Origin of the sequence: Nitratireductor sp. CH_MIT9313-5, from assembly GCF_037029545.1 — a bacterium.
Classification (GTDB): domain Bacteria; phylum Pseudomonadota; class Alphaproteobacteria; order Rhizobiales; family Rhizobiaceae; genus Chelativorans.
In genome coordinates, this window is sequence record NZ_JAYMER010000011.1 from 1 (window position 1) to 18,272 (window position 18,272).

18 protein-coding genes are annotated in these 18,272 nt (G+C 59.4%); 12 read left to right on the forward strand and 6 right to left on the reverse strand.

Going from position 1 to position 18,272, the window contains the following annotated elements; translation table 11 throughout:
- The first annotated feature begins 423 nt into the window (after window positions 1-423).
- The 9 genes from WA367_RS04100 (at window position 424) to WA367_RS04140 (ending at window position 9,854) form a co-directional block, all read left to right on the forward strand.
- Window positions 424-1,161, forward strand: coding sequence for a FadR/GntR family transcriptional regulator (locus tag WA367_RS04100; protein ID WP_336055531.1), 738 nt, complete (start codon window positions 424-426; stop codon window positions 1,159-1,161).
- A gap of 207 nt (window positions 1,162-1,368) precedes the next feature.
- Complete coding sequence (locus tag WA367_RS04105; protein WP_336055532.1) at window positions 1,369-2,805, forward strand: NAD-dependent succinate-semialdehyde dehydrogenase; 1,437 nt, start codon at window positions 1,369-1,371, stop codon at window positions 2,803-2,805.
- A gap of 8 nt (window positions 2,806-2,813) precedes the next feature.
- Complete coding sequence (locus WA367_RS04110) at window positions 2,814-3,980, forward strand: mandelate racemase/muconate lactonizing enzyme family protein (RefSeq protein WP_336055533.1); 1,167 nt, start codon at window positions 2,814-2,816, stop codon at window positions 3,978-3,980.
- Window positions 3,981-4,000: 20 nt separating this feature from the next.
- Window positions 4,001-4,987 carry a TRAP transporter substrate-binding protein gene (locus tag WA367_RS04115; protein ID WP_336055534.1) on the forward strand — a complete coding sequence of 329 codons (987 nt, stop codon included), beginning with the start codon at window positions 4,001-4,003 and terminating at the stop codon, window positions 4,985-4,987.
- Window positions 4,988-5,041: 54 nt separating this feature from the next.
- Window positions 5,042-5,506 carry a TRAP transporter small permease gene (locus tag WA367_RS04120; RefSeq protein ID WP_336055535.1) on the forward strand — a complete coding sequence of 155 codons (465 nt, stop codon included), beginning with the start codon at window positions 5,042-5,044 and terminating at the stop codon, window positions 5,504-5,506.
- A 2-nt stretch (window positions 5,507-5,508) separates the two neighbouring features.
- Window positions 5,509-6,822 carry a TRAP transporter large permease gene (locus WA367_RS04125; RefSeq protein WP_336055536.1) on the forward strand — a complete coding sequence of 438 codons (1,314 nt, stop codon included), beginning with the start codon at window positions 5,509-5,511 and terminating at the stop codon, window positions 6,820-6,822.
- Window positions 6,819-7,745 carry a 2-dehydro-3-deoxygalactonokinase gene (locus tag WA367_RS04130; protein ID WP_336055537.1) on the forward strand — a complete coding sequence of 309 codons (927 nt, stop codon included), beginning with the start codon at window positions 6,819-6,821 and terminating at the stop codon, window positions 7,743-7,745. Before WA367_RS04125 ends, WA367_RS04130 begins: the two co-directional genes overlap by 4 nt.
- A complete protein-coding gene (locus WA367_RS04135; RefSeq protein ID WP_336055538.1) occupies window positions 7,742-8,380 on the forward strand; it encodes a 2-dehydro-3-deoxy-6-phosphogalactonate aldolase in 639 nt (212 codons plus the stop codon). The genes WA367_RS04130 and WA367_RS04135 overlap by 4 nt, the downstream gene beginning before the upstream one ends.
- 43 nt (window positions 8,381-8,423) lie before the next feature.
- Window positions 8,424-9,854, forward strand: coding sequence for a sulfatase-like hydrolase/transferase (locus WA367_RS04140; RefSeq protein ID WP_336055539.1), 1,431 nt, complete (start codon window positions 8,424-8,426; stop codon window positions 9,852-9,854).
- 15 nt (window positions 9,855-9,869) lie between these two features.
- On the opposite strand, the gene WA367_RS04145 is transcribed toward WA367_RS04140, so the two are convergent.
- A complete protein-coding gene (locus WA367_RS04145) occupies window positions 9,870-10,706 on the reverse strand; it encodes a formylglycine-generating enzyme family protein (protein ID WP_336055540.1) in 837 nt (278 codons plus the stop codon).
- Between the two features lie 141 nt (window positions 10,707-10,847).
- Window positions 10,848-11,558: a GntR family transcriptional regulator gene (locus WA367_RS04150; protein WP_336055541.1), complete on the reverse strand. Its 711-nt coding sequence runs from the start codon at window positions 11,556-11,558 to the stop codon at window positions 10,848-10,850.
- Window positions 11,559-11,679: 121 nt separating this feature from the next.
- Here WA367_RS04150 and WA367_RS04155 point away from each other — a divergent pair, with 121 nt between their 5' ends.
- The 3 genes from WA367_RS04155 to WA367_RS04165 are packed head-to-tail and all read left to right on the forward strand — an operon-like array spanning window position 11,680 to window position 14,559.
- The gene (locus WA367_RS04155; protein ID WP_336055542.1) at window positions 11,680-12,570 is read left to right on the forward strand and encodes an SMP-30/gluconolactonase/LRE family protein; all 891 of its coding nucleotides are present in this window, start codon (window positions 11,680-11,682) and stop codon (window positions 12,568-12,570) included.
- Window positions 12,570-13,523, forward strand: coding sequence for an amidohydrolase family protein (locus WA367_RS04160; protein WP_336055543.1), 954 nt, complete (start codon window positions 12,570-12,572; stop codon window positions 13,521-13,523). The genes WA367_RS04155 and WA367_RS04160 overlap by 1 nt, the downstream gene beginning before the upstream one ends.
- Entirely contained in the window at window positions 13,516-14,559 is a 1,044-nt protein-coding gene (locus tag WA367_RS04165) for an aldo/keto reductase (RefSeq protein WP_336055544.1), read from the forward strand. Before WA367_RS04160 ends, WA367_RS04165 begins: the two co-directional genes overlap by 8 nt.
- 39 nt (window positions 14,560-14,598) lie before the next feature.
- On the opposite strand, the gene WA367_RS04170 is transcribed toward WA367_RS04165, so the two are convergent.
- The 4 genes from WA367_RS04170 to WA367_RS04185 are packed head-to-tail and all read right to left on the reverse strand — an operon-like array spanning window position 14,599 to window position 18,197.
- Window positions 14,599-15,666, reverse strand: a complete 1,068-nt coding sequence (locus tag WA367_RS04170) for an ABC transporter ATP-binding protein (RefSeq protein WP_336055545.1) — start codon at window positions 15,664-15,666, stop codon at window positions 14,599-14,601.
- Between the two features lie 4 nt (window positions 15,667-15,670).
- The gene (locus tag WA367_RS04175; protein ID WP_336055546.1) at window positions 15,671-16,441 is read right to left on the reverse strand and encodes an SDR family NAD(P)-dependent oxidoreductase; all 771 of its coding nucleotides are present in this window, start codon (window positions 16,439-16,441) and stop codon (window positions 15,671-15,673) included.
- On the reverse strand, window positions 16,438-17,331 hold the full coding sequence (locus WA367_RS04180; protein WP_336055547.1) for a carbohydrate ABC transporter permease: 894 nt from the start codon (window positions 17,329-17,331) through the stop codon (window positions 16,438-16,440). The genes WA367_RS04175 and WA367_RS04180 overlap by 4 nt, the downstream gene beginning before the upstream one ends.
- A complete protein-coding gene (locus WA367_RS04185) occupies window positions 17,328-18,197 on the reverse strand; it encodes a carbohydrate ABC transporter permease (RefSeq protein ID WP_336055548.1) in 870 nt (289 codons plus the stop codon). The genes WA367_RS04180 and WA367_RS04185 overlap by 4 nt, the downstream gene beginning before the upstream one ends.
- Window positions 18,198-18,272: the final 75 nt, after the last annotated feature.

Here is an 18,272-nt window from a genome sequence, read left to right on the forward strand (position 1 = left end):
CAGGTTCAAATCCTGCCCCCGCAACCAAATCATTCCAAAAGCGCTCAAACGAGCGCTTTTTTTGATTCAAGCGCAGCCATCAAACGCTCCATGAAGCGAATACGCTGAAAACCCTCGCCTCAAACAAGCGCCTCAAACAAGCCAGCTTCTCGCTTCGCCACAACTGATTATTGCTGCCTCTTCAAGCAGAATTTCCCCGTTTATCGTAAAAGCTTGGCAGCCAGTGCACTTCGCGCACCGCACCGGCAAATTACACATCGTATCAGATGTGTTACATGCAGCCATATCCTGAAAAGTGCACGTGAACACAAAGCGTCGCTTAGCCCTTCCGTATCGCGGAGATTTGAGCTTCAGCTGGGAGGCAAATTCACTTGCGGGGAATATCACTTTACACAACAAACATCATATGTTTAATATGAACACATGAATGAGATGATGTTTTACGACCTGCGTGAATCTGCAGGTCTCGCGCCAAGTCTGTCCACGCAAATAGCCCGCGAGATCGGGCGGCGGGTTGTTGCCGGGCATTATGCTCCTGGTGCCCTTGTCGAAGACGAGGGGGCCTTGGCAGAGCGCTACCAGGTCAGTCGTTCCGTCATACGCGATGCGGTCAAGATACTGGTCGGCAAGGGGCTGCTTGAGGTGCGTCGCGGCATCGGTACCAAGGTTCGCGAGCGGGTGGCATGGGGGCTATTGGATGATGATGTGCTTGCCTGGCACCAGTCGGCGCCGCCCAAGCCTGCCTTCCTGCGACAGCTGACCGACTTCAGGCGTGTGATTGAGCCCAAGGCGGCACGCTGGGCGGCTGAGCGCGGCACGGAAGAGGGGCATCAGCTTATTCGCGATGCGCAAGCGCGCATGGAGGCTGAAAAGGGCTCCATGGAAGATTTCGTCATTGCCGACGCGCTCTTTCACCGGGCGATCCTGCGGGCGGCGGACAACGAGTTTATCCGGGCCATGGAGGGGGTGATCTATTCCGCTCTCCTGGGTTCGATCCGACTGACCAATCGCGACCCGCGCGAGAATGCGGCTTCGATCCCCTTCCACCGGGACGTGGCGGACGCCATCCTGGCGCGCGATGGCGATGCGGCAGAAAAAAACATGGAACTGCTTCTGGCCGACACGCGCCAGCGGCTGGGAGGAAAGCTGAATGACGACTAGGCGACTGTCGCACACGCTGAACTAGCTGTGCCGCCGGCAGGACCGGCTTCCACCTGTCTTCTCAAACGCGGTTGAGCGCTGCGGTCCGGCTGCAGCGTGCCGGCGAAGCTTTGTCTGAAGACGTGGGTTCAGAAAATTGAGGGTTTGGAGCGCGGATGGCTGGTCCGTGCGCGGGGAGCCTTTTGCCAAATCCAGCAGGGAAGGGCCATGAAGATGGGCTTTGAAAAAAGCATGTATATCAATGGCGAACTTGTGAGCGCATCGCATCGCCTGGTCACCTGCCCCGGCACGGGCGAGCGGATCGGCAGCGCCGCTTGGGCGGATGTCAAGCATGCCCTTCAGGCCCTCAAGGCCGCTGATGATGCATTCGAAAGCTGGGCGCGATTGCCACTGGCAGAGCGCATTGCCTGGATGAACAAGTTGCGCGATGCCGTTATCGCCAATGAGGAGCATCTGCGTGAGTGCGTGCATCTTGAAACGGGCAAGAGCTGGGCAGCGACGCAGGAAGATTTCGAAAGTCTCGTAAACGCGCTCCAATTTTACGCTGACGAGATAACCCGCTTTCGCGAGGAGAGCATTCCCGATCGCGAGGGTAGCCACCAACATGCGCTGGTTCATGAGCCGGTGGGTGTGGTGGTCGCCTATATTGCCTGGAACTTCCCGCTCCTGAATCTCGCCTTCAAACTCGGCCCCGCCATGGCGGCCGGCTGTCCGATCATCATCAAACCCAGTCCCAAGACACCGCTCGCTGCCTATGCGGTGGGTGAACTTTGCCACCAGATCGGTCTACCGAAAGGTGCTGTCAACATCATCTGCGGCGATGATCCCGAAATTGGTGACACGCTGTCGGCATCGCCCATACCCGCGCTTCTGACCCTGATCGGTTCGACCCAGACGGGTCGGCACATCATGAAGGTGGGTGCCAGCTCCATCAAGCGCTACTCGATGGAGCTTGGTGGCAATGCCCCGGCTCTTGTGTTCGATGATGCTGATCTTGATCTTGCCGCCGAAATCGTTGCTGCACTCAAATTCGGCAATACGGGCCAGGTCTGCGTCGCACCCAACCGTGTCTATGTGCATGAGGCCGTTGCCGAGCAGTTTGCGGCTAAACTGGTCGAGCGGGCGAAGGCTGTGCGCGTTGGGTTCGGACGCGATGAAGACGTGGATATGGGCCCGCTCATCGATGATGGTGCGCTAGCTCGTGTGGATGCTCTGGTACGTGACGCGCTCTCACATGGCGCGCAGCTTCTGACCGGCGGGCAGCGGCCGGAGAAGCCTGACGTCGGCAGCTTTTACGAACCAACCGTCCTCTCTGGTGTTTCCAGATCCGCCCGTATCTACGGCGAGGAGGTATTCGGCCCTGTCATCAGTCTCCTGCGGTTCTCGAACGAGGCTGAAGGACTGACAGAAGCCAACAACACCGATGCCGGACTCACGGCCTATGTTTTCACCAGAGATCTGGCGAAGGCCGAGCGTTGCGCAGCCAGACTGCGCTTTGGAGAGGTGCAGATCAACGGCGTGAAATACGCGATCGATCTGCCACATGGCGGCATCAAGCAGTCGGGCATCGGCTGTGACTGCTCCCACCTTGCTCTTCACGACTATCTCGCAATCAAGCGCATCACGCGCGCCAACACAGCGTAAAAGCCCCAATGAAGATCACAAGCATCAAGAGCCACGTCCTCCAATATGACCTGCCGGAGGAACTGGGCTACTCCCAGCAATATTATGCGAAGCGTACCGCCCATCTCGTCGAGGTGGAGACAGACGAAGGCATAACCGGCTGGGGGGAATGTTTCGGGCCGGGCAATGTGGCGCTTGCCAACAAGGGTATCGTGGAGCGGGTCATTCAGCCCATGGTGCTGGGCGACGATCCGATGGATCGCGACGTTATTTGGCACAAGGTCTACAATCTTCTGCGGGACCACGGTCAGAAGGGCATGCCGCTGCAGGCGCTTTCCGGCGTTGATATCGCGCTCTGGGACATTGCCGGAAAGGTTGCCGGCCTGCCGATCCACAAGCTGATTGGCGGTGCGCACCGCACCAGTGTTCCCGTCTATGGCTATGGCATGATGCTGCGCCGTGAAGACGCGGACAGCATGTGCGCGCGCTTTACCGATGAGGCTGCGGCCATCAAGGCCATGGGTTTCGTCGCAACCAAGATGAAGATCGGTCTGGGGGCGAAGGACGATGTGCGTCTTGCACAGGCCGTGCGCAAGGGCGTTGGCGACGACTTCGACTTCATGGCCGATGCCAATCATTGCTACACGACCTCCGATGCCTTCTATGTCGGCAAGGCACTCGAAGAACTGGGCGCCTACTGGTTCGAAGAGCCGATCGCTCCGGAAGATCTCGACGGATATCGCGAGCTTCGCGCCGGATTGAAGGTCAACATTTCAGGCGGTGAGGCAGAGTTCAATCGCTGGGGCTGGCGCAAGCTTCTGGAGGCTCGCGGCCTCGACATCGCGCAGCCGGAAGTCTGCGCCATCGGTGGCATCTCGGAATATCTGCGTGTTCTTGCCCTCTGCCACGCGCATTTCACGCCGGTCGTGAACCATGTCTGGGGTTCGGCGGTGGCGGTTGCCACGAACCTTCAACTCCTCGCCGCCATGCCGCCATTGCCCGGGGGGTTGTTCCCGCGCGAGCCGATGCTCGAATTCGACACCACCGACAACAAGTTCCGCGACGAGCTTTTGACGACCCCTCTGGATATCCAGGGGCAGGTCGCTCGCAATGGTGGCCGCGCCGCCGTGCCCACAGGGCCGGGGCTGGGCATCGAGCCCGACCGCGACTTCATCGCGAGATACGAAATCCATTGATCATCAAAGGGAGGAAATCCATGACCAAAACCTTCATTCGCGCGCTCATGGGCGCAACACTGCTTGCAACTTCAGGCTCGGCAGCGCTGGCTGCAGATGTCACGCTGAAAATCGGTGTGGTTACACCAAGCGACCACCCGCACTCCGTCTCGGCGCGCGAATTCGCCAAGCTCGTCTCCGAAAAGACGGATGGTGCGGTTGAGGTCACCGTGTCCGACAATGGTGCGCTCGGCTCCAACCCGGAACTGCTGGATGCTGTCCAGACCGGGATGATCGACTTCACCATCTCCACACCCGGCGTGATGGCCGAATATGCGGATGTCACCGGCATTCTGGAATTGCCCTACATCTTCGCCAGCAAGGAACACATGATGAATGTGACCCGCGGCGAGGTGGGGGCGCAGATCGCCCAGCAGTATGAGGAAGCCACCGGTGTTTCCATTCTGGGCTATATGGGCGGTGCCCAGCGCAACATGATCACCACCAAGGCGACCATCTCCGGCATCGAGGATCTTGATGGGCTGAAGATGCGTACCTGGGAATGGGACGTGATGCTCAACTGGTGGAAGTCGCTCGGTGCGCTCGGATCGGTCGTTGCATTTCCCGAGGTCTACACGGCGCTTCAGACCGGCGTTGTTGACGGTGCGGAAAACGAGTTCTCGACCTTCACCACTGCACGTTGGGCGGAAGTTGCCAAGAATGTGTCGCTCACCCAGCATTCCATCACGGTTCGGCCGCTCGTGGGCAATGCAGCCAAGCTGTCGCGCCTGACACCTGAGCAGCAGGACGCCGTTCGTGAGGCGGCGAAGGAGGCTGCCGATTTCGATGTGGAACTCGAAGGTCGCCTTGATCAGGAAAATATGGAGAAGCTGAAGAGCGAATATGAGGTCGTGTTCACCGAGCCGAACAAGGACCGCATGATCGAGGCTTCAACTGCAGTCGTCGAGGCCTATGCGAAAGACAAGGGCCTTGAGGAACTGGCAGCGGCCATCGCTGCAGCGAAATAACTTGCCTGGCGGGCGGCGAAAAACGCGCCGCTCGCCATTCGGGAGCTTTTCAACATGATCCGCCTTTTTGACCGTCTTCAGCTTTGGCTGGAGCGCGCGACAGGATTGCTGTGCCTCGTCCTTCTGGGCTGCCTCTTTGTCGAGGTGCTCAATCGATATGTGCTCGGCATATCCTGGCCGGAAATACAGTTCATCATTCCGTTCTGCTTCTTGTGGATGTGCATGCTGGCGAGTGCGACTGCAGTGCGCAGGCGCCAGCATTTCGAAGTGGATCTCATCTCCGTTCTCTTCAGCGAGCGGGGCGTGAAAATCCATCAGATCGTCATTCTGGCAGGCGTCGCCCTGGGCGGGCTGGTCCTGGCGTGGTCCAGCATCGCCTTTCTGGAACTCGGGCTTTTGAAGAAGAACCCCTCTACCGGCATTCGCATGATCTACATCTATGCCTCGCTCTTTCTCGGGAGCCTGCTGATCGCGCTCTTCGCGGTAGAGCGCATCATCAATGCAGGGTGGGAGCGCTGAACATGGATTTCAGCTTTGCACTCATCACCCTGCTGGCAAGCTTCGTGGTCCTGTTTTCGCTCGGCCTGCCGCTGGCTTTCTCGCTCCTGTTTTCATCGGTTCTGGTTATCACGCTGGATCCGGCTCTCGAGCTTCTGGTTCTTCCACTGAAGATCTATTCGGGCATCAACAGCTTCCTGTTGCTCGCCATCCCCGGCTTCATGTTCGCCGCGCTGATGATGAACCGCGTCGGCATAACCGAAGATATCGTGCGCCTGTCAGACCTGATCGTTGGGCGCATCAAGGGCGGACTGTCTCACATCAATGTCGTCTCTTCGATGCTGATGGGCGGCGTTTCGGGATCTTCGACGGCAGATGTTGCGGGCATCGGTGCCATCCTGATCCCTGCCATGAACAAGAAGGGCTACTCGCGCGGCTTTTCCGCCTCGCTGACAGCCGCCTCATCATCCATCGGCTCCATCGTTCCGCCATCCATCCTGATGGTGATCTATGGTGCCTCAGCAAATGTCTCGATTGGCGCGCTTTTCGTTGCCGGCTATCTTCCCGGCATCCTTGTCGGATTGCAGCAGCTCGGCATCGCCTGGTGGTATGCCCACCGCACGGGGATCGATCCTGGCACCAAACTCGAAATACCGCTGCGCGAGAAAATCACTATTCTCGTGCGCGGACTGATCCCGGTATCGGTTATTCTGGTCATCATCGGCGGCATCTTGACCGGTGTGATGACGGCAACCGAATCCGCAGCCGTCGCCTCGGTCTATGTCATTCTGGTGGGTCTCTTCGTCTATCGCAGGATCACCGCCGCGATGATCCTCGACGTGGCCATCGAGACGGCGCTGCTGACGGCCATCGTGATGTTCTGCGTCGGGACGGCCACACTGTTCGGCTGGCTGCTTTCGTTTTACGGCATCCTCGACATTGCGGGCGATCTGTTCCTGACGCACGCATCCAACCCCCTCGTTTTCCTCCTTCTGGCGACGCTGTTGTTTCTGTTTCTCGGGACGTTCATGGATCCGGCGCCGGCCATGCTCATCTTCGTGCCGGTTCTGGCTGCGGTTGCATCCACGATCGGAGCGGATCCGCTTCAGCTTGGCATTCTCATCGTCATGGCGTTGGCGGTGGGAAAGATCACGCCACCCTATGGCATCAGCCTTCTGCTCTCCTGCACGATCGCCGAAATCTCCCTGTCCAAGGCGATGGGGTGGACATTGGTCTTTTTCGGAGCCTTCTGCCTGCTTTTGGCAGCCGTCATCCTGTTTCCGCAGATCACACTGTTTCTGCCCAACCTCCTGGTTCCGGAGCTCGTGGGCCGATGAAAAACGCGCAGCATGTCGTGGTTGATTGGGGCACCTCCAGTTTCAGGCTTTGGGTGCTCGACAAGGCTGGCGCCGTTCTGGCTGAAAAGCGTTCCAGTACGGGAATGAATGCGCTGCGGCCGGAGGAATATTGCAGCCTTCTGGAATCAGAACTCGGAGAACTCGGAGTGCCCGAAGCACTTCCGGTCATGATTTGCGGAATGGCCGGTTCCGCGCAGGGCTGGGTGCATGTGCCATATCTTGATGCACCAGCGCAGCTTGCCACGCTGGCCGCACATGCATCCCGTGTTCCCGGCAGCAAGCGCTCGGTGCGCATCATGCCGGGTATCGCCCAGCGCATGCAAGAGGCGCCGGATGTGATGCGCGGGGAGGAGACGATCCTTCTCGGGGCCTTTCAGGCGCATGGCGTAAACGGCGTGGTTTGTCTGCCTGGAACGCATTCAAAGTGGGCGCTGGTGCTGGATGGTTGCCTGAAAGGCTTCACTACCGCAATGACCGGCGAGATCTATGCACTTCTGAAAGAGCGCTCGATCCTGCGTCATTTCCTGACCGGAAAAGAGCGCGAAGAGATCGGGACGAGGTTTGACGAGGCGGTGCAGGATGCCCTTGCGGCTCCCCACCGGGTGTTGAGCCGGATCTTTTCGCTTCGAGCCGAGCCGCTGCTCTTCGCCGAGACGCAGGACGGTCTGGAGCAGAAGCTTTCCGGTCTGCTGATTGGTCTTGAAATTGCGGGAATGCGCGAAGCCATTGGCCGCCACAAAGTGACGCTGCTTTCTGCCGGACGCCTGGGCGCGGTCTATGGCAGAGCCTTCTCGCTTGCCGGCATCGACTTCGATTTCATCAATTCGGAAGCCATGGCACGGGTGGGCCTTCACAATGCCGCCCTGCATGCCTTTGGCGATCTTCGGGAGAGCCAGTTATGAGCCATATCGACACCGCGCATCGTCTTGTGGCCATTCTGAGGGGCCTGCGCCCGGAGGAGACGCAGGAGACGGTGGCTATGCTTCTCGAAGAAGGATTTCGTGCAATCGAGATACCGCTCAACTCGCCGGATCCCTTCCGCTCCATCGAGATCGCCGTGCGCGTTGCGCAGGAGCACGGGCAAGGGGATGCGAGGATTGGCGCAGGAACGGTCCTGCATCCGCGTGACGTGGAAAGACTGAAAGCCCTGGGCGCCAATCTGGTCGTTACGCCCAACACTGACACGGCCGTCATTCAGGCCGCCCGAAATGCGGCCATGCATGTCTATCCCGGTGTGTTCACTCCATCGGAAGCCCATCAGGCCGTGGCGGCGGGGGCGAGCGGGCTGAAATTCTTCCCCGCAAGCGTGCTGGGGGCGTCCGGCATCAAGGCAATCATGACGGTCCTGCCGACTGACACGCGGTGTTACGCCGTTGGCGGTGTCTGTCCAGATGATTTCGCAACCTATGGCGCAGCAGGCCTCTATGGTTTTGGTTTGGGAAGTGACCTGTACCGGCCGGGAATGGAACTGCAGCAGATACGAACCAATGCACGCGCGGCGATCAAGGCGCTAGCCGCATTGGTGGGGGCAAGCTGACGCCTAGTCAATCGATCCGCGCCGAACGCAAGGGGGGTAACTTATGAAGCCACGCAATCTTCTCGTGATCATGGCAGATGAACACAGCCGTAAGATGCTGGGTTGCTACGGCCACCCCTTGGTCAAGACGCCCAATCTCGACGCTTTGGCAGAACGGGGCACGCGCTTTACCAATGCCTACACGCCCAGTCCGTTATGCGTGCCTGCACGCTCGGCCTTCGCCACCGGCAAGCCGGTGCGTGAAATAAGGGCGTGGGATAATGCCCACGCCTATGACGGAGCCATTGAAAGCTGGCACCACCGGCTGCGCGCCGAGGGACATCATGTCCGCTCCATCGGCAAGTTGCATTTCCGCGGGCACGAGAGCGACGACAATGGCTTCAGCGAAAGCGAAGTGCCGATGAACATTGTGGGTGGTGTCGGCGATGCCATCGGTCTCATTCGTGACCGCAACATCGCGCGGGGTGCTGCAGACAAAATGGCTGGCCTCGCGGGACCCGGCGAATCCGTCTACACGGCCTATGATCGGGACATCTCGCGGCGTGCCCAGAACTGGCTGAGAAACGAAGTGGGATCGCATGGCAACAAGCCATGGGTACTGTTTGTCAGCCTCGTCTGCCCGCATTTCCCGCTCACTGCACCAGCGGAGTATTACGAGCGCTACGCGGATGCGGACATACCCATGCCGAAGCTCTATGCGCAAGGAGAGCGTCCGCACCATCCCTATCTCGCCGACTATGCCGCGACCTTCGCCTATGACACACATTTCAAAACGGAAGAGGATGTGAAGCGCGCGATCCGGGGTTACATGGCCCTGTGCAGTTTCATCGACGATCAGGTGGGTCAGATCCTGCAGGCTCTCGAGGATGCGGGTCTGGGGGAAGAAACGCGCATCATCTATTCCAGCGACCACGGCGACAATCTGGGCGCACGTGGTTTGTGGGGCAAGAGCACGATGTATGAGGAGTCCGTAGGCATTCCGCTGATCGTGGCTGGTCCGGAGGTCGAGGAAGGCGCCGTCAATGACAAGCTGCGCTGCCTGACCGATGTGTCCCGCTTCATCCTTCAATCAACCGGGGGCAATGCGGACGGATTCGGGCGCGTTGACTTGCTGTCGCCTGAAGAGGCACCGGTGATCTCCGAATATCACGGAACGGGATCGCGAAGCGCGGCCTTCATGCTGCGCAGCGGGCGGTGGAAATATGTCCACTACGCCAAATACGATGCGCAACTTTTCGATCTGCAGGACGACCCCGAGGAGCTTCAGGATCTGGCCGACTGGCCAGAATTTGCGCAGGTCCGGGAAACGCTCCGCAAGCAGCTTTTGACGATGCTCGACCCGAAGGCGGTCCACGAGCAGGCCATGGCCGATCAGCGTCAGCGCATCGAGGAGCTTGGCGGCGCGAACGCCATCCTGGCGCGCGGCGATTATGGTTTCTCACCGCCGCCCGGCGTGCAGGCAAGCTTCAGCTGAAGAGGACAGGTGCGGTCAGGCCTTGTCGGGCCGCATATCATAGACGATGCGGAAGCCCGTATGGGTGCTGGCACTGTCGGGCGTGTTGCCGGTTCTTGCGGCTATGCGGTAGCGGAAGCAATAGCTGCGGTGGCACAGAAAGGAACCGCCTTTCAGAAGCTTGTTGCCAGCAAGTCTTGCATTCGCCTGCCGCGCCGTTTTCTTGACCGATCGCAGCTTGAACGGATCAGCGGTCCACTGCCAGACATTGCCGACCATGTTGTACAGCCCGTAACCGTTGGGCTGAAAGCTGATTGCAGGCGCAGTCGCCTCGTAGCCATCCGCTGCCGTGTTGTGCATCGGGAAGTGGCCCTGCCAGATATTGCAGAAATGGTTGCCCTCATCATGCGGATCTGCATCACCCCAGGGGTAGCGCACGTCACCCAGACCGCCACGCGCGGCATGTTCCCATTCGACTTCGCTCGGCAGACGCCCGCCCGCCCATTTCGCATAGGCTGAAGCGTCATTCCACGAAACTTGTACAACCGGATGATCGGGCAGCGACGGGGCCTTGTTCGGACCGTTGGGATAGCGCCAGCTTGCGCCGTCAACGCGGCGCCACCATTCCTGACCGTTTATCCCCACAGTGGTTTCCACCGGCACGTCCAGATGCAGATGGAAGACGAAGGACCAGCCGAACCGTTCCGCTTCGGTGATATAGCCGGTCGCCTCGACAAAGCGGGAAAAGGCCTCATTGGTCACGGTGCCACGCTCCCAATAGAGCGTCTTCACACGGCCTCTGCGCAGCGGCCCTTCGCCGTCCATGGGCAGAAAGGGCGTGTTCGTGCCTGTCAGGGCCGTGCCTCCTGGCACCTCCACCACGTCGCGTGGTATGTCTTGCGTTGTGGCTTCTATCGGCTGGGTGCGGGACTGCTGCCTTGCATCGGATGGGCGCTTGGCCGCGCAGCACGGGGCTTGGTCGGATGAAAGGTCGGGAACCACGGCGCAGGGCTTTCAGGCAATGCGGCTCTGGCTCGTCCGCTTGCGCATTTCCTCGATGCGCAGCTGATCGACCAGATGCTGCCCGGCATCTTCGATGTGATGGTAAAGAACCTTCGCCGCCTGCTCCACATCCTGCGCACGAATGCATTCGATGAGCTTGCGATGCTCGCTCAGGATCGCTTCGCGACGGCCAATGGCAATCGGAATACGCGTGCTGATCGCCGACAGGATCTCGCGGTGTTGTTTCCACAGATTGTAGGCCACGCGATTATAATGCCGCTCATACATCAGCTGATGAAAGCGTTCGTTCAGGCGGCTGTGGCGCGGCTTGTCGGAGAAGTTCAGCTCTTCGATCTCACTCTGGATCGCCTCCAGTGCCTCGATATCCTCCGGGCTGACCGTTTCCACGAACCAGCGCAACAGATAGGGCTCAAGCTGTAGCCCCACCTCGTTCACATCGCGCACGAAGTCCATGTCGATGGGTCGCACCCTTGCGCCCTGGTTCGGCATGAAGATGACAAGGCCTTCGCCACGCAATTGCTGCAACGCTTCCCGCACGGGATTTGTCGAAGTCTGGAACCGCTCTGCCAATTCGCTGATCTTCAGGCGCGCATTGGCCTCAAGCTTGCCAGCCAGAATGTCATGTCGAATGCGTTCATAGACCGTCGGTTGATCAGTCTGATCGCCGGTCTGGAGAGAAAGGGGTGAAGCTGCATCTGTCATTGAGTTTTTATCGCTGTCTCAAGCCAGAATTGTCAAGAACCACCACTTTAAAATGCGTGAAGAAGCATATATTGTGCATTAAATAATCAAAATAATGTACAAAAACCGAGGAAGCAGCCGGGTGGAAGCCAAGCCTATCAGCAGTATCCGTTTTGAGCTTGGGGAGGGCCCGATCTGGGATCATCGCGAACGCGTTCTTCGTTGGGTGGATATCATCGGCCAGAAGATTTGCCGCTACGCTCCTTCCACCGGTGTGACCTCCTGCTCGGATGTCGGCATGCTGGTGAGCGCGGTTCTGCTTGGGAGCGGGAGTCGCCTCGTGCTTGCCACTGAAAGTGGTCTTGCAACCTGGGATGAAGGGAGCGGTGCTTTCGGGCCCTTCATCAACCCGGAGTCCGATCTTCCAAACAACCGCTTCAACGACGCCAAGACCTCGCCGAAGGGCCACATTCATGCTGGAACAATGAACAAGGGCGCGGCCGAACCTGTTGGGTCGCTCTATTGTTTCGGAGGCGATAGAGAGCCAGCGCGGATCGCATCAGGTTTTTACGTGTCGAACGGGCTAGGTTGGAGCCCCGATGGCAGCCGCTTCTACTTGACCGACAGCGCGCGCCGGGAAATTTATGTATTTGCATGCGACGCGGACGAGCAGCTCGGCGAGCGACGGCTGTTCCGCCGGTTTGCCGACGAGGAAGGAAAGCCAGATGGGCTGGCCGTGGACCGGGACGGTTGCCTGTGGGTGGCGTTCTGGGACGGCTGGCGAGTGGGATGCTACGCTCCCGATGGCTCCCATCTGCGTGATATTCGCCTGCCTGTTCCCCGCCCGACAAGCTGCGCATTCGGCGGAGACGATCTCTCTACACTCTACATCACGACTGCCGCCGTTGGGCTGGAGCGGGAGACACTGGAACAAGCGCCGTATTCGGGCCTTGTTCTTGCCGTTGAGGGCGTGGCGCAGGGGATGGCGGCGATTGAGGCTCACTGGCCTCTTGGCTTCGAAAGCGGCGGTTGATGGACGCTCCCTCGAAACCAGATCTGCTGCTCCAGATCGGTCCCGTGGTCGACGCGCATCACCATTTCTGGGATCTAGAGAAAAATCACTATCCTTGGCTGCAAGAAGCACCCGTTAAGGCGCATTTTGGCGACTATGGCGCTATCAGGCGCAGCTATCTGCCAGCGGACTTGCGAAAGGATGCGGGAGCGATAGACCTTCTGGCAACGGTGCATGTAGAGGCCCATTGGCGTGGGGGCAGGGAGCCAGAAGGCGAAACGGCCTGGCTTGGGGGGCTTGCGCGCGACTGCGGGTTTCCCGGTGCGATCGTAGGCTTTTGCGATCTGCTCTCCGCTAATTGTGATGAGGTGCTTGCGAGGCATCAGCAGCATTCGCGGCTGCGTGGAATTCGCATGCTGACACAAAGGCCAGGCAATCCTTCCGGCTCTGCACTGATGCGTGACACGCGCTTTCGCGAAGGGTTGAAGAAGGTTGCCGCAGCGGGGCTAAGCTTTGATCTGCAGACCACGGCACAAACTATGCCTGCCGCCGTTGAACTGGTGCAAGACCTGCCCGAGCTCTCTTTTGCGCTGACGCATGCCGGGCTTCCGCTTGACCGCAGCGAGGCGGGACTGGCGGCATGGCGACGCGGCATCGCCGCGCTTTCCGCCTGCAGCAATGTGACCGCGAAACTGAGTGGGCTACCCATGTGCGACTGGCGCTGGAGCGTGGGGAGCCTCCGGCCATTCGTCCTGCACCTTCTCGAAAGTTTCGGACCTGAGCGCGTGATGTTCGGCAGCAATTTTCCCGTCGATGGCCTATTCTCTTCCTACACCGATCTTCTGACCGCCTATGCGCAGATCGTTTTGGAAGGCTGCGGAGAGAAAGCACTGAGCCCGGTATTCCGGGACACGGCCTTGCGCTTCTACCGTATCAAACCGACAGAAACGCTTTCAGGAGTTACGCATGTCTGACTCAGTTCTTCCCACGGCAACAATCGGGCGTCATGGTCTTGAGATCACGAAGCTGGCCTTCGGCTGCGTACCGCTGGGCAATTATCCCGAGCCATTGGGAGAGGAAGAGGCACAGGCAACGGTGAAGCGGGCACACGAGCTGGGGATCCGCTATTTCGACGTGGCACCCCTTTATGGTCATGGTCTTGCGGAACACCGCCTCGGCGCGGTTCTGCGTGGGTATGAACGTGAGGGTTTCACCGTCTCCACCAAGGTCGGCCGTCTCCTGAAAGCCGCACCTGACCGCGCATTGAAGGGCGATCCAAGTGCCGGGATATTTGCCGACCCGCTGCCGTTCTCGCTCGTAAATGACTACAGCCATGACGGGATCATGCGCAGCGTCGAAGACAGTCTTCAGCGCTTGGGCCTGGCTTCACTGGACATATTGCACATTCACAATATCGATCCGGCCAATCATGCAGCCGACGCGCTGGAAGAGCTTTTCCGCAAATGCATGTCCGAGGGATATCGCGCGCTTGAACGCCTGCGTGATGAGGGCGTGGTGAAGGCTCTGGGCGTGGGAAACAACTCGCTGGAGATGTGCGCCCGGTTCGCGCGCGAAGGCGATTTCGACTGCTTCATGATGGCCGGTCACCTCCATCTCCTCGATCAGGCTGCAGCCGAATGTTTTCTGCCCGAATGTGAAAGGCGCGGCATCAAGATCCTGCTGGGCAGTCCCTTTGCATCAGGCCTGCTAGTCTCCAAAAACCCTCAGGATGCCCGCTACATGTATGGAAAGCCTTCCCGAGAGGTGCTGCAACGTCTGGAACGCGTTCGCAACATCTGCGCGGCTCATGGCGTGAGCATGACGGCTGCCGCCATACAGTTTCCGCTGCTTCACCCGGCGGTCGCAACCATAGTTCCAGGGATGCGCTCGGTTGCGGAAGTTGAAGACTGCGTTGCCTCCTTCAATGCACCAGTGCCGCTTGCTCTGTACCAGGAGCTCCAGGACGAAGGTATCATCACGCCGGCATTGAGCCTTGGGGAGGCTGCCTGAGGGGACGCGGGCGGACGAGAAGGTCCGCCCGCCCTCTCGCTATCGGATGCGCAGCCCCGTTTCACGGTTGAACAGCAATACATCCGCCGGGTCGAACGCTGCGGGGATGACGCCTTGGGCGGGAGCTGCATCCCGCCACTCGACGATCAGCGGGTTCTCGTTCTCCGCGGCGCGGCCATAGGCATAGGAGACGCTGCCGAGATTCTCGACCACATCAACTGGAACTGACAGCTTGACCGGACCTTGGGGTTGGAAGTGTTCAGGTCTCAGTCCAACCGTCACCGTACTGCCAACGGGAAGTTCGCTCGTGGTCGTGGGTCTGAATGTCACTTCCGGGAAAGCGTTGAACGCAACCAGTCCGCCCTCGCATACGCGTGCATCCAGGAAGTTCATGCGGGGTGAACCGATGAAGCCCGCGACGAACAGATTGTCCGGATCGGCATAAAGCTGCATCGGTGTGCCATGTTGCTCGACTTTGCCGTCACGCAGCACGACGATCTTGTCTGCCATGGTCATGGCCTCGACCTGGTCATGGGTCACATAGATCATGGTCGCGCCCAGATCCTTGTGGAGCCTTGCTATCTCAAGCCGCATCTGCACGCGCAATTCCGCGTCCAGATTGGAAAGCGGCTCGTCGAAGAGAAAGACCTCCGGATTGCGCACGATGGCGCGGCCTATGGCCACGCGCTGCCGCTGCCCACCTGACAGCGCCTTCGGCTTGCGGTCCAGATATTCGTTGAGCTTCAGGATGTTCGCGGCAGCCCGCACCTTCGCGTCAATCTCCTCACGCGGCGTGCCGCCCATCTTCAAGCCAAAGCCCATGTTCTGCGCAACGGTCATATGCGGGTAGAGCGCATAGGTCTGGAACACCATTGCCACTCCGCGTTTTGCGGGATCGGCATGGGTAACGTCACGACCGCCAATCGAGATGCGCCCGCGGGTCGTGTCCTCGAGCCCCGCAATCATGCGCAGCAATGTGGATTTGCCGCACCCCGATGGCCCCACGAATACGCAAAACTCTCCCGGCTCTACCGTGAGGTTGACCCCATGAATGACTTCGATGGAGCCATAGGTCTTCACGGCATTTTCAAGCTTTACCTCGGACATGTAGCTATTCCTGTCTTGCTGATCTGCGGGCACCGAGAAAACCGGACATCCCCCTGTCGGCGATGATCTCGGAGCCTGTCAGGGAGGCGGATTGGTCGCTTAGAAGAAATGCCGCGACATTGCCCACATCCTCCACGCTGTTGAGGTCGCCCGTCGCGTGCCAGCTGTTGAACATTTGTGCGGTTTCAGGGTCGTGCGCGGCTTCGATCACCTTCTCGGTCATGGTCAGGCCCGGGCAGAGCGCGTTGACGCGGATGCCGTGGGGGCCGAGGCTCCAGGCCATTGCGCGGGTAAGGGCGGTGATCGCGCCCTTGGTCCCCGCATAGGCTTCCATGCCCGGATTGCTGCATCGGGCGTGATTGGAAGCGATGTTGACGATCGCTCCCCGTGTGCCGCTTTCAACCATCACGCGCGCGGCAGACTGGCAGGCGGCAAGGACGGAGCGCTGGTTGATCTCCCACAGCGTTTCCATCTGCTCGCGGGTCATTTCCAGAAAGGGGACATTGATGGTGATGCCCGCATTGTTGACGAGACCCTGCAGTGGCCCATGTTTCTCGTCCACCACGCGAATGGCATGATCAAGCGCGTCGAGGTCACGCACATCGACCTGCATGAAGCGGCCGCCTTCGCTCTCCACGGCATCTGCACCGTCGCGATTGACGTCAAAGCCTGTGACATCGGCTCCCGCGCGTACCAGTTGGCGCAGGATGCCGCGGCCAATGCCGGCCGCAGCTCCCGTGACGATCATGACCTGTCCTTCCAGAAGCCGACTCATTTCACTGCTCCCGCGGTTGCGCCGGAGACGATACGGCGCTGGAAGATGGCGAACAGGATCAGCAGCGGGAGCGAACCAAGAACGGCTGCAGGGAAGAGCATCGTGGGATCGATGCCGGTATTTCCCACGAAACGGTAGACCGCGATCATGACGGTGAACTTCTCCTTGTCGGTCAGAAGCAGCAGCGGATAGGTGAAATCGTTCCACACCATCAGCATAACGAAGAGAGAGAGTGTTGCCGTTACCGGACTGAGCAGGGGCCGGATGACATGCCAGAAGACCTGCCAGCTGTTGCAGTTGTCGAGCCTTGCGGCCTCTTCAAGCTCGGTCGGAATGGCGGCAATGAAGCCGGTATAGAAGAAGACGGCCAGCGGCAGTTTCAGTGCGGCGAAAGCAAGGATGATGCCGATATAGGTGTCCAGCAGGCCAAGATCGCGAAAGATCACATAGATCGGCGTGATGGTCACGAAATTCGGCGTCGCAAGGCCCAGCGCCATGATCATGACAATGGCCCGGCTCCAGCCATTGTTCAGCCGTGCCAGGGGATAGGCTGCCATCGCTCCGGCAAAGACCACGATCACGATGACAGAGATGGTGATGCCGATGGAGTTCAGGACTGAGCGAGCGTAGCCCATGGAGGCCAGGGCATTCATGTAGTTGCCCCAGTAGAGTGATGAGGGAAGGCCCAGCGGATCCTGCGCGATCTCGGTCCCGGTCTTGAAGGACATCATGACCATATAGACCAGCGGCAGGAGCATGATGGCCACCAGCGCCAGGACCACCGCGTGAATAAGGAAGGAGCGCAGTTTGCGCAGGTTGAGCGAAGAGCCGCCGGGCAACGCGCGTGAAATGTCGTGCGTCATGGGGAGCGCCTTGGTGCTGTTGTTCATGTCACCTTCTCCCTCTCGCGCAGAACCTTGTTTTGAACGAAGGCCACGGCAAGCACGATGACGAGCATGACCATCGACAGGGCCGAGGCGAAGCCGAACTTGTACTGCCCGAAGAGGTTGTCGATGATCTCGATACTCAAGGTGCGTGTCGCGCCATCAGGTCCGCCCTTTGTCAGGATCCAGGGCAATTCGAAGGTCTTCAATGTCCCGATGGTCGTCAGGATGATGCTCACGGTCATGCTTGGAGCAAGAAGTGGCAGCTCGATATGGCGGAAGCGTTGCCAGGATGATGCGCCTTCCAGCCGCGCGGATTCCTCGATCTCTTCGGGAATGCCGGAATAGCCAGCGAGGAAGATTGCGCAGGTGAAGCCCGTGAACATCCAGATCTGCGTGAATGCCACCGCATAAAGTGCGATATCAGGATCGCCCAGCCAGTTTTGCTGCAAAAAGCCCAGTCCGACCGATTCCAGAAGTGCGTTCAGGCCGCCATTGAGCGGAGAGTAGATGAACTGCCAGACATAGGCGACGACGACGAATGACATCATCGCCGGCGTGTAGAGCGCTGCCCGGCAGAAATTGCGGATCAGTGGCAGGCGGTGAAGCAGTGCTGCAAAGAACAGACCGGTGACGGTGAGGGCGGCAACAACAATCACGGTGAACAGGAGCGTTATCCAGATCGCGTCGCTGTAGCGTGCGCGCGAGAAGATGCGTTCATAGTTCTTCCAGCCCACATTTTCTGCAGCGCCAATGCCTGCAAAGTTCGTGAAGCTCATCTGTCCCGTCAGCCAGATCGGATAGATGAAGAAAATCGCTATGACGATCAGCGCCGGCAAGGCGAAGAGATATAGAGATCGGCGGCGATACATGCCTTGCCTCCCTTGCTTGAGCGAACGCAGCTCCGGCACTGCCATTCAAGGCAGCGCCGGTTGGCCACGGGAGGA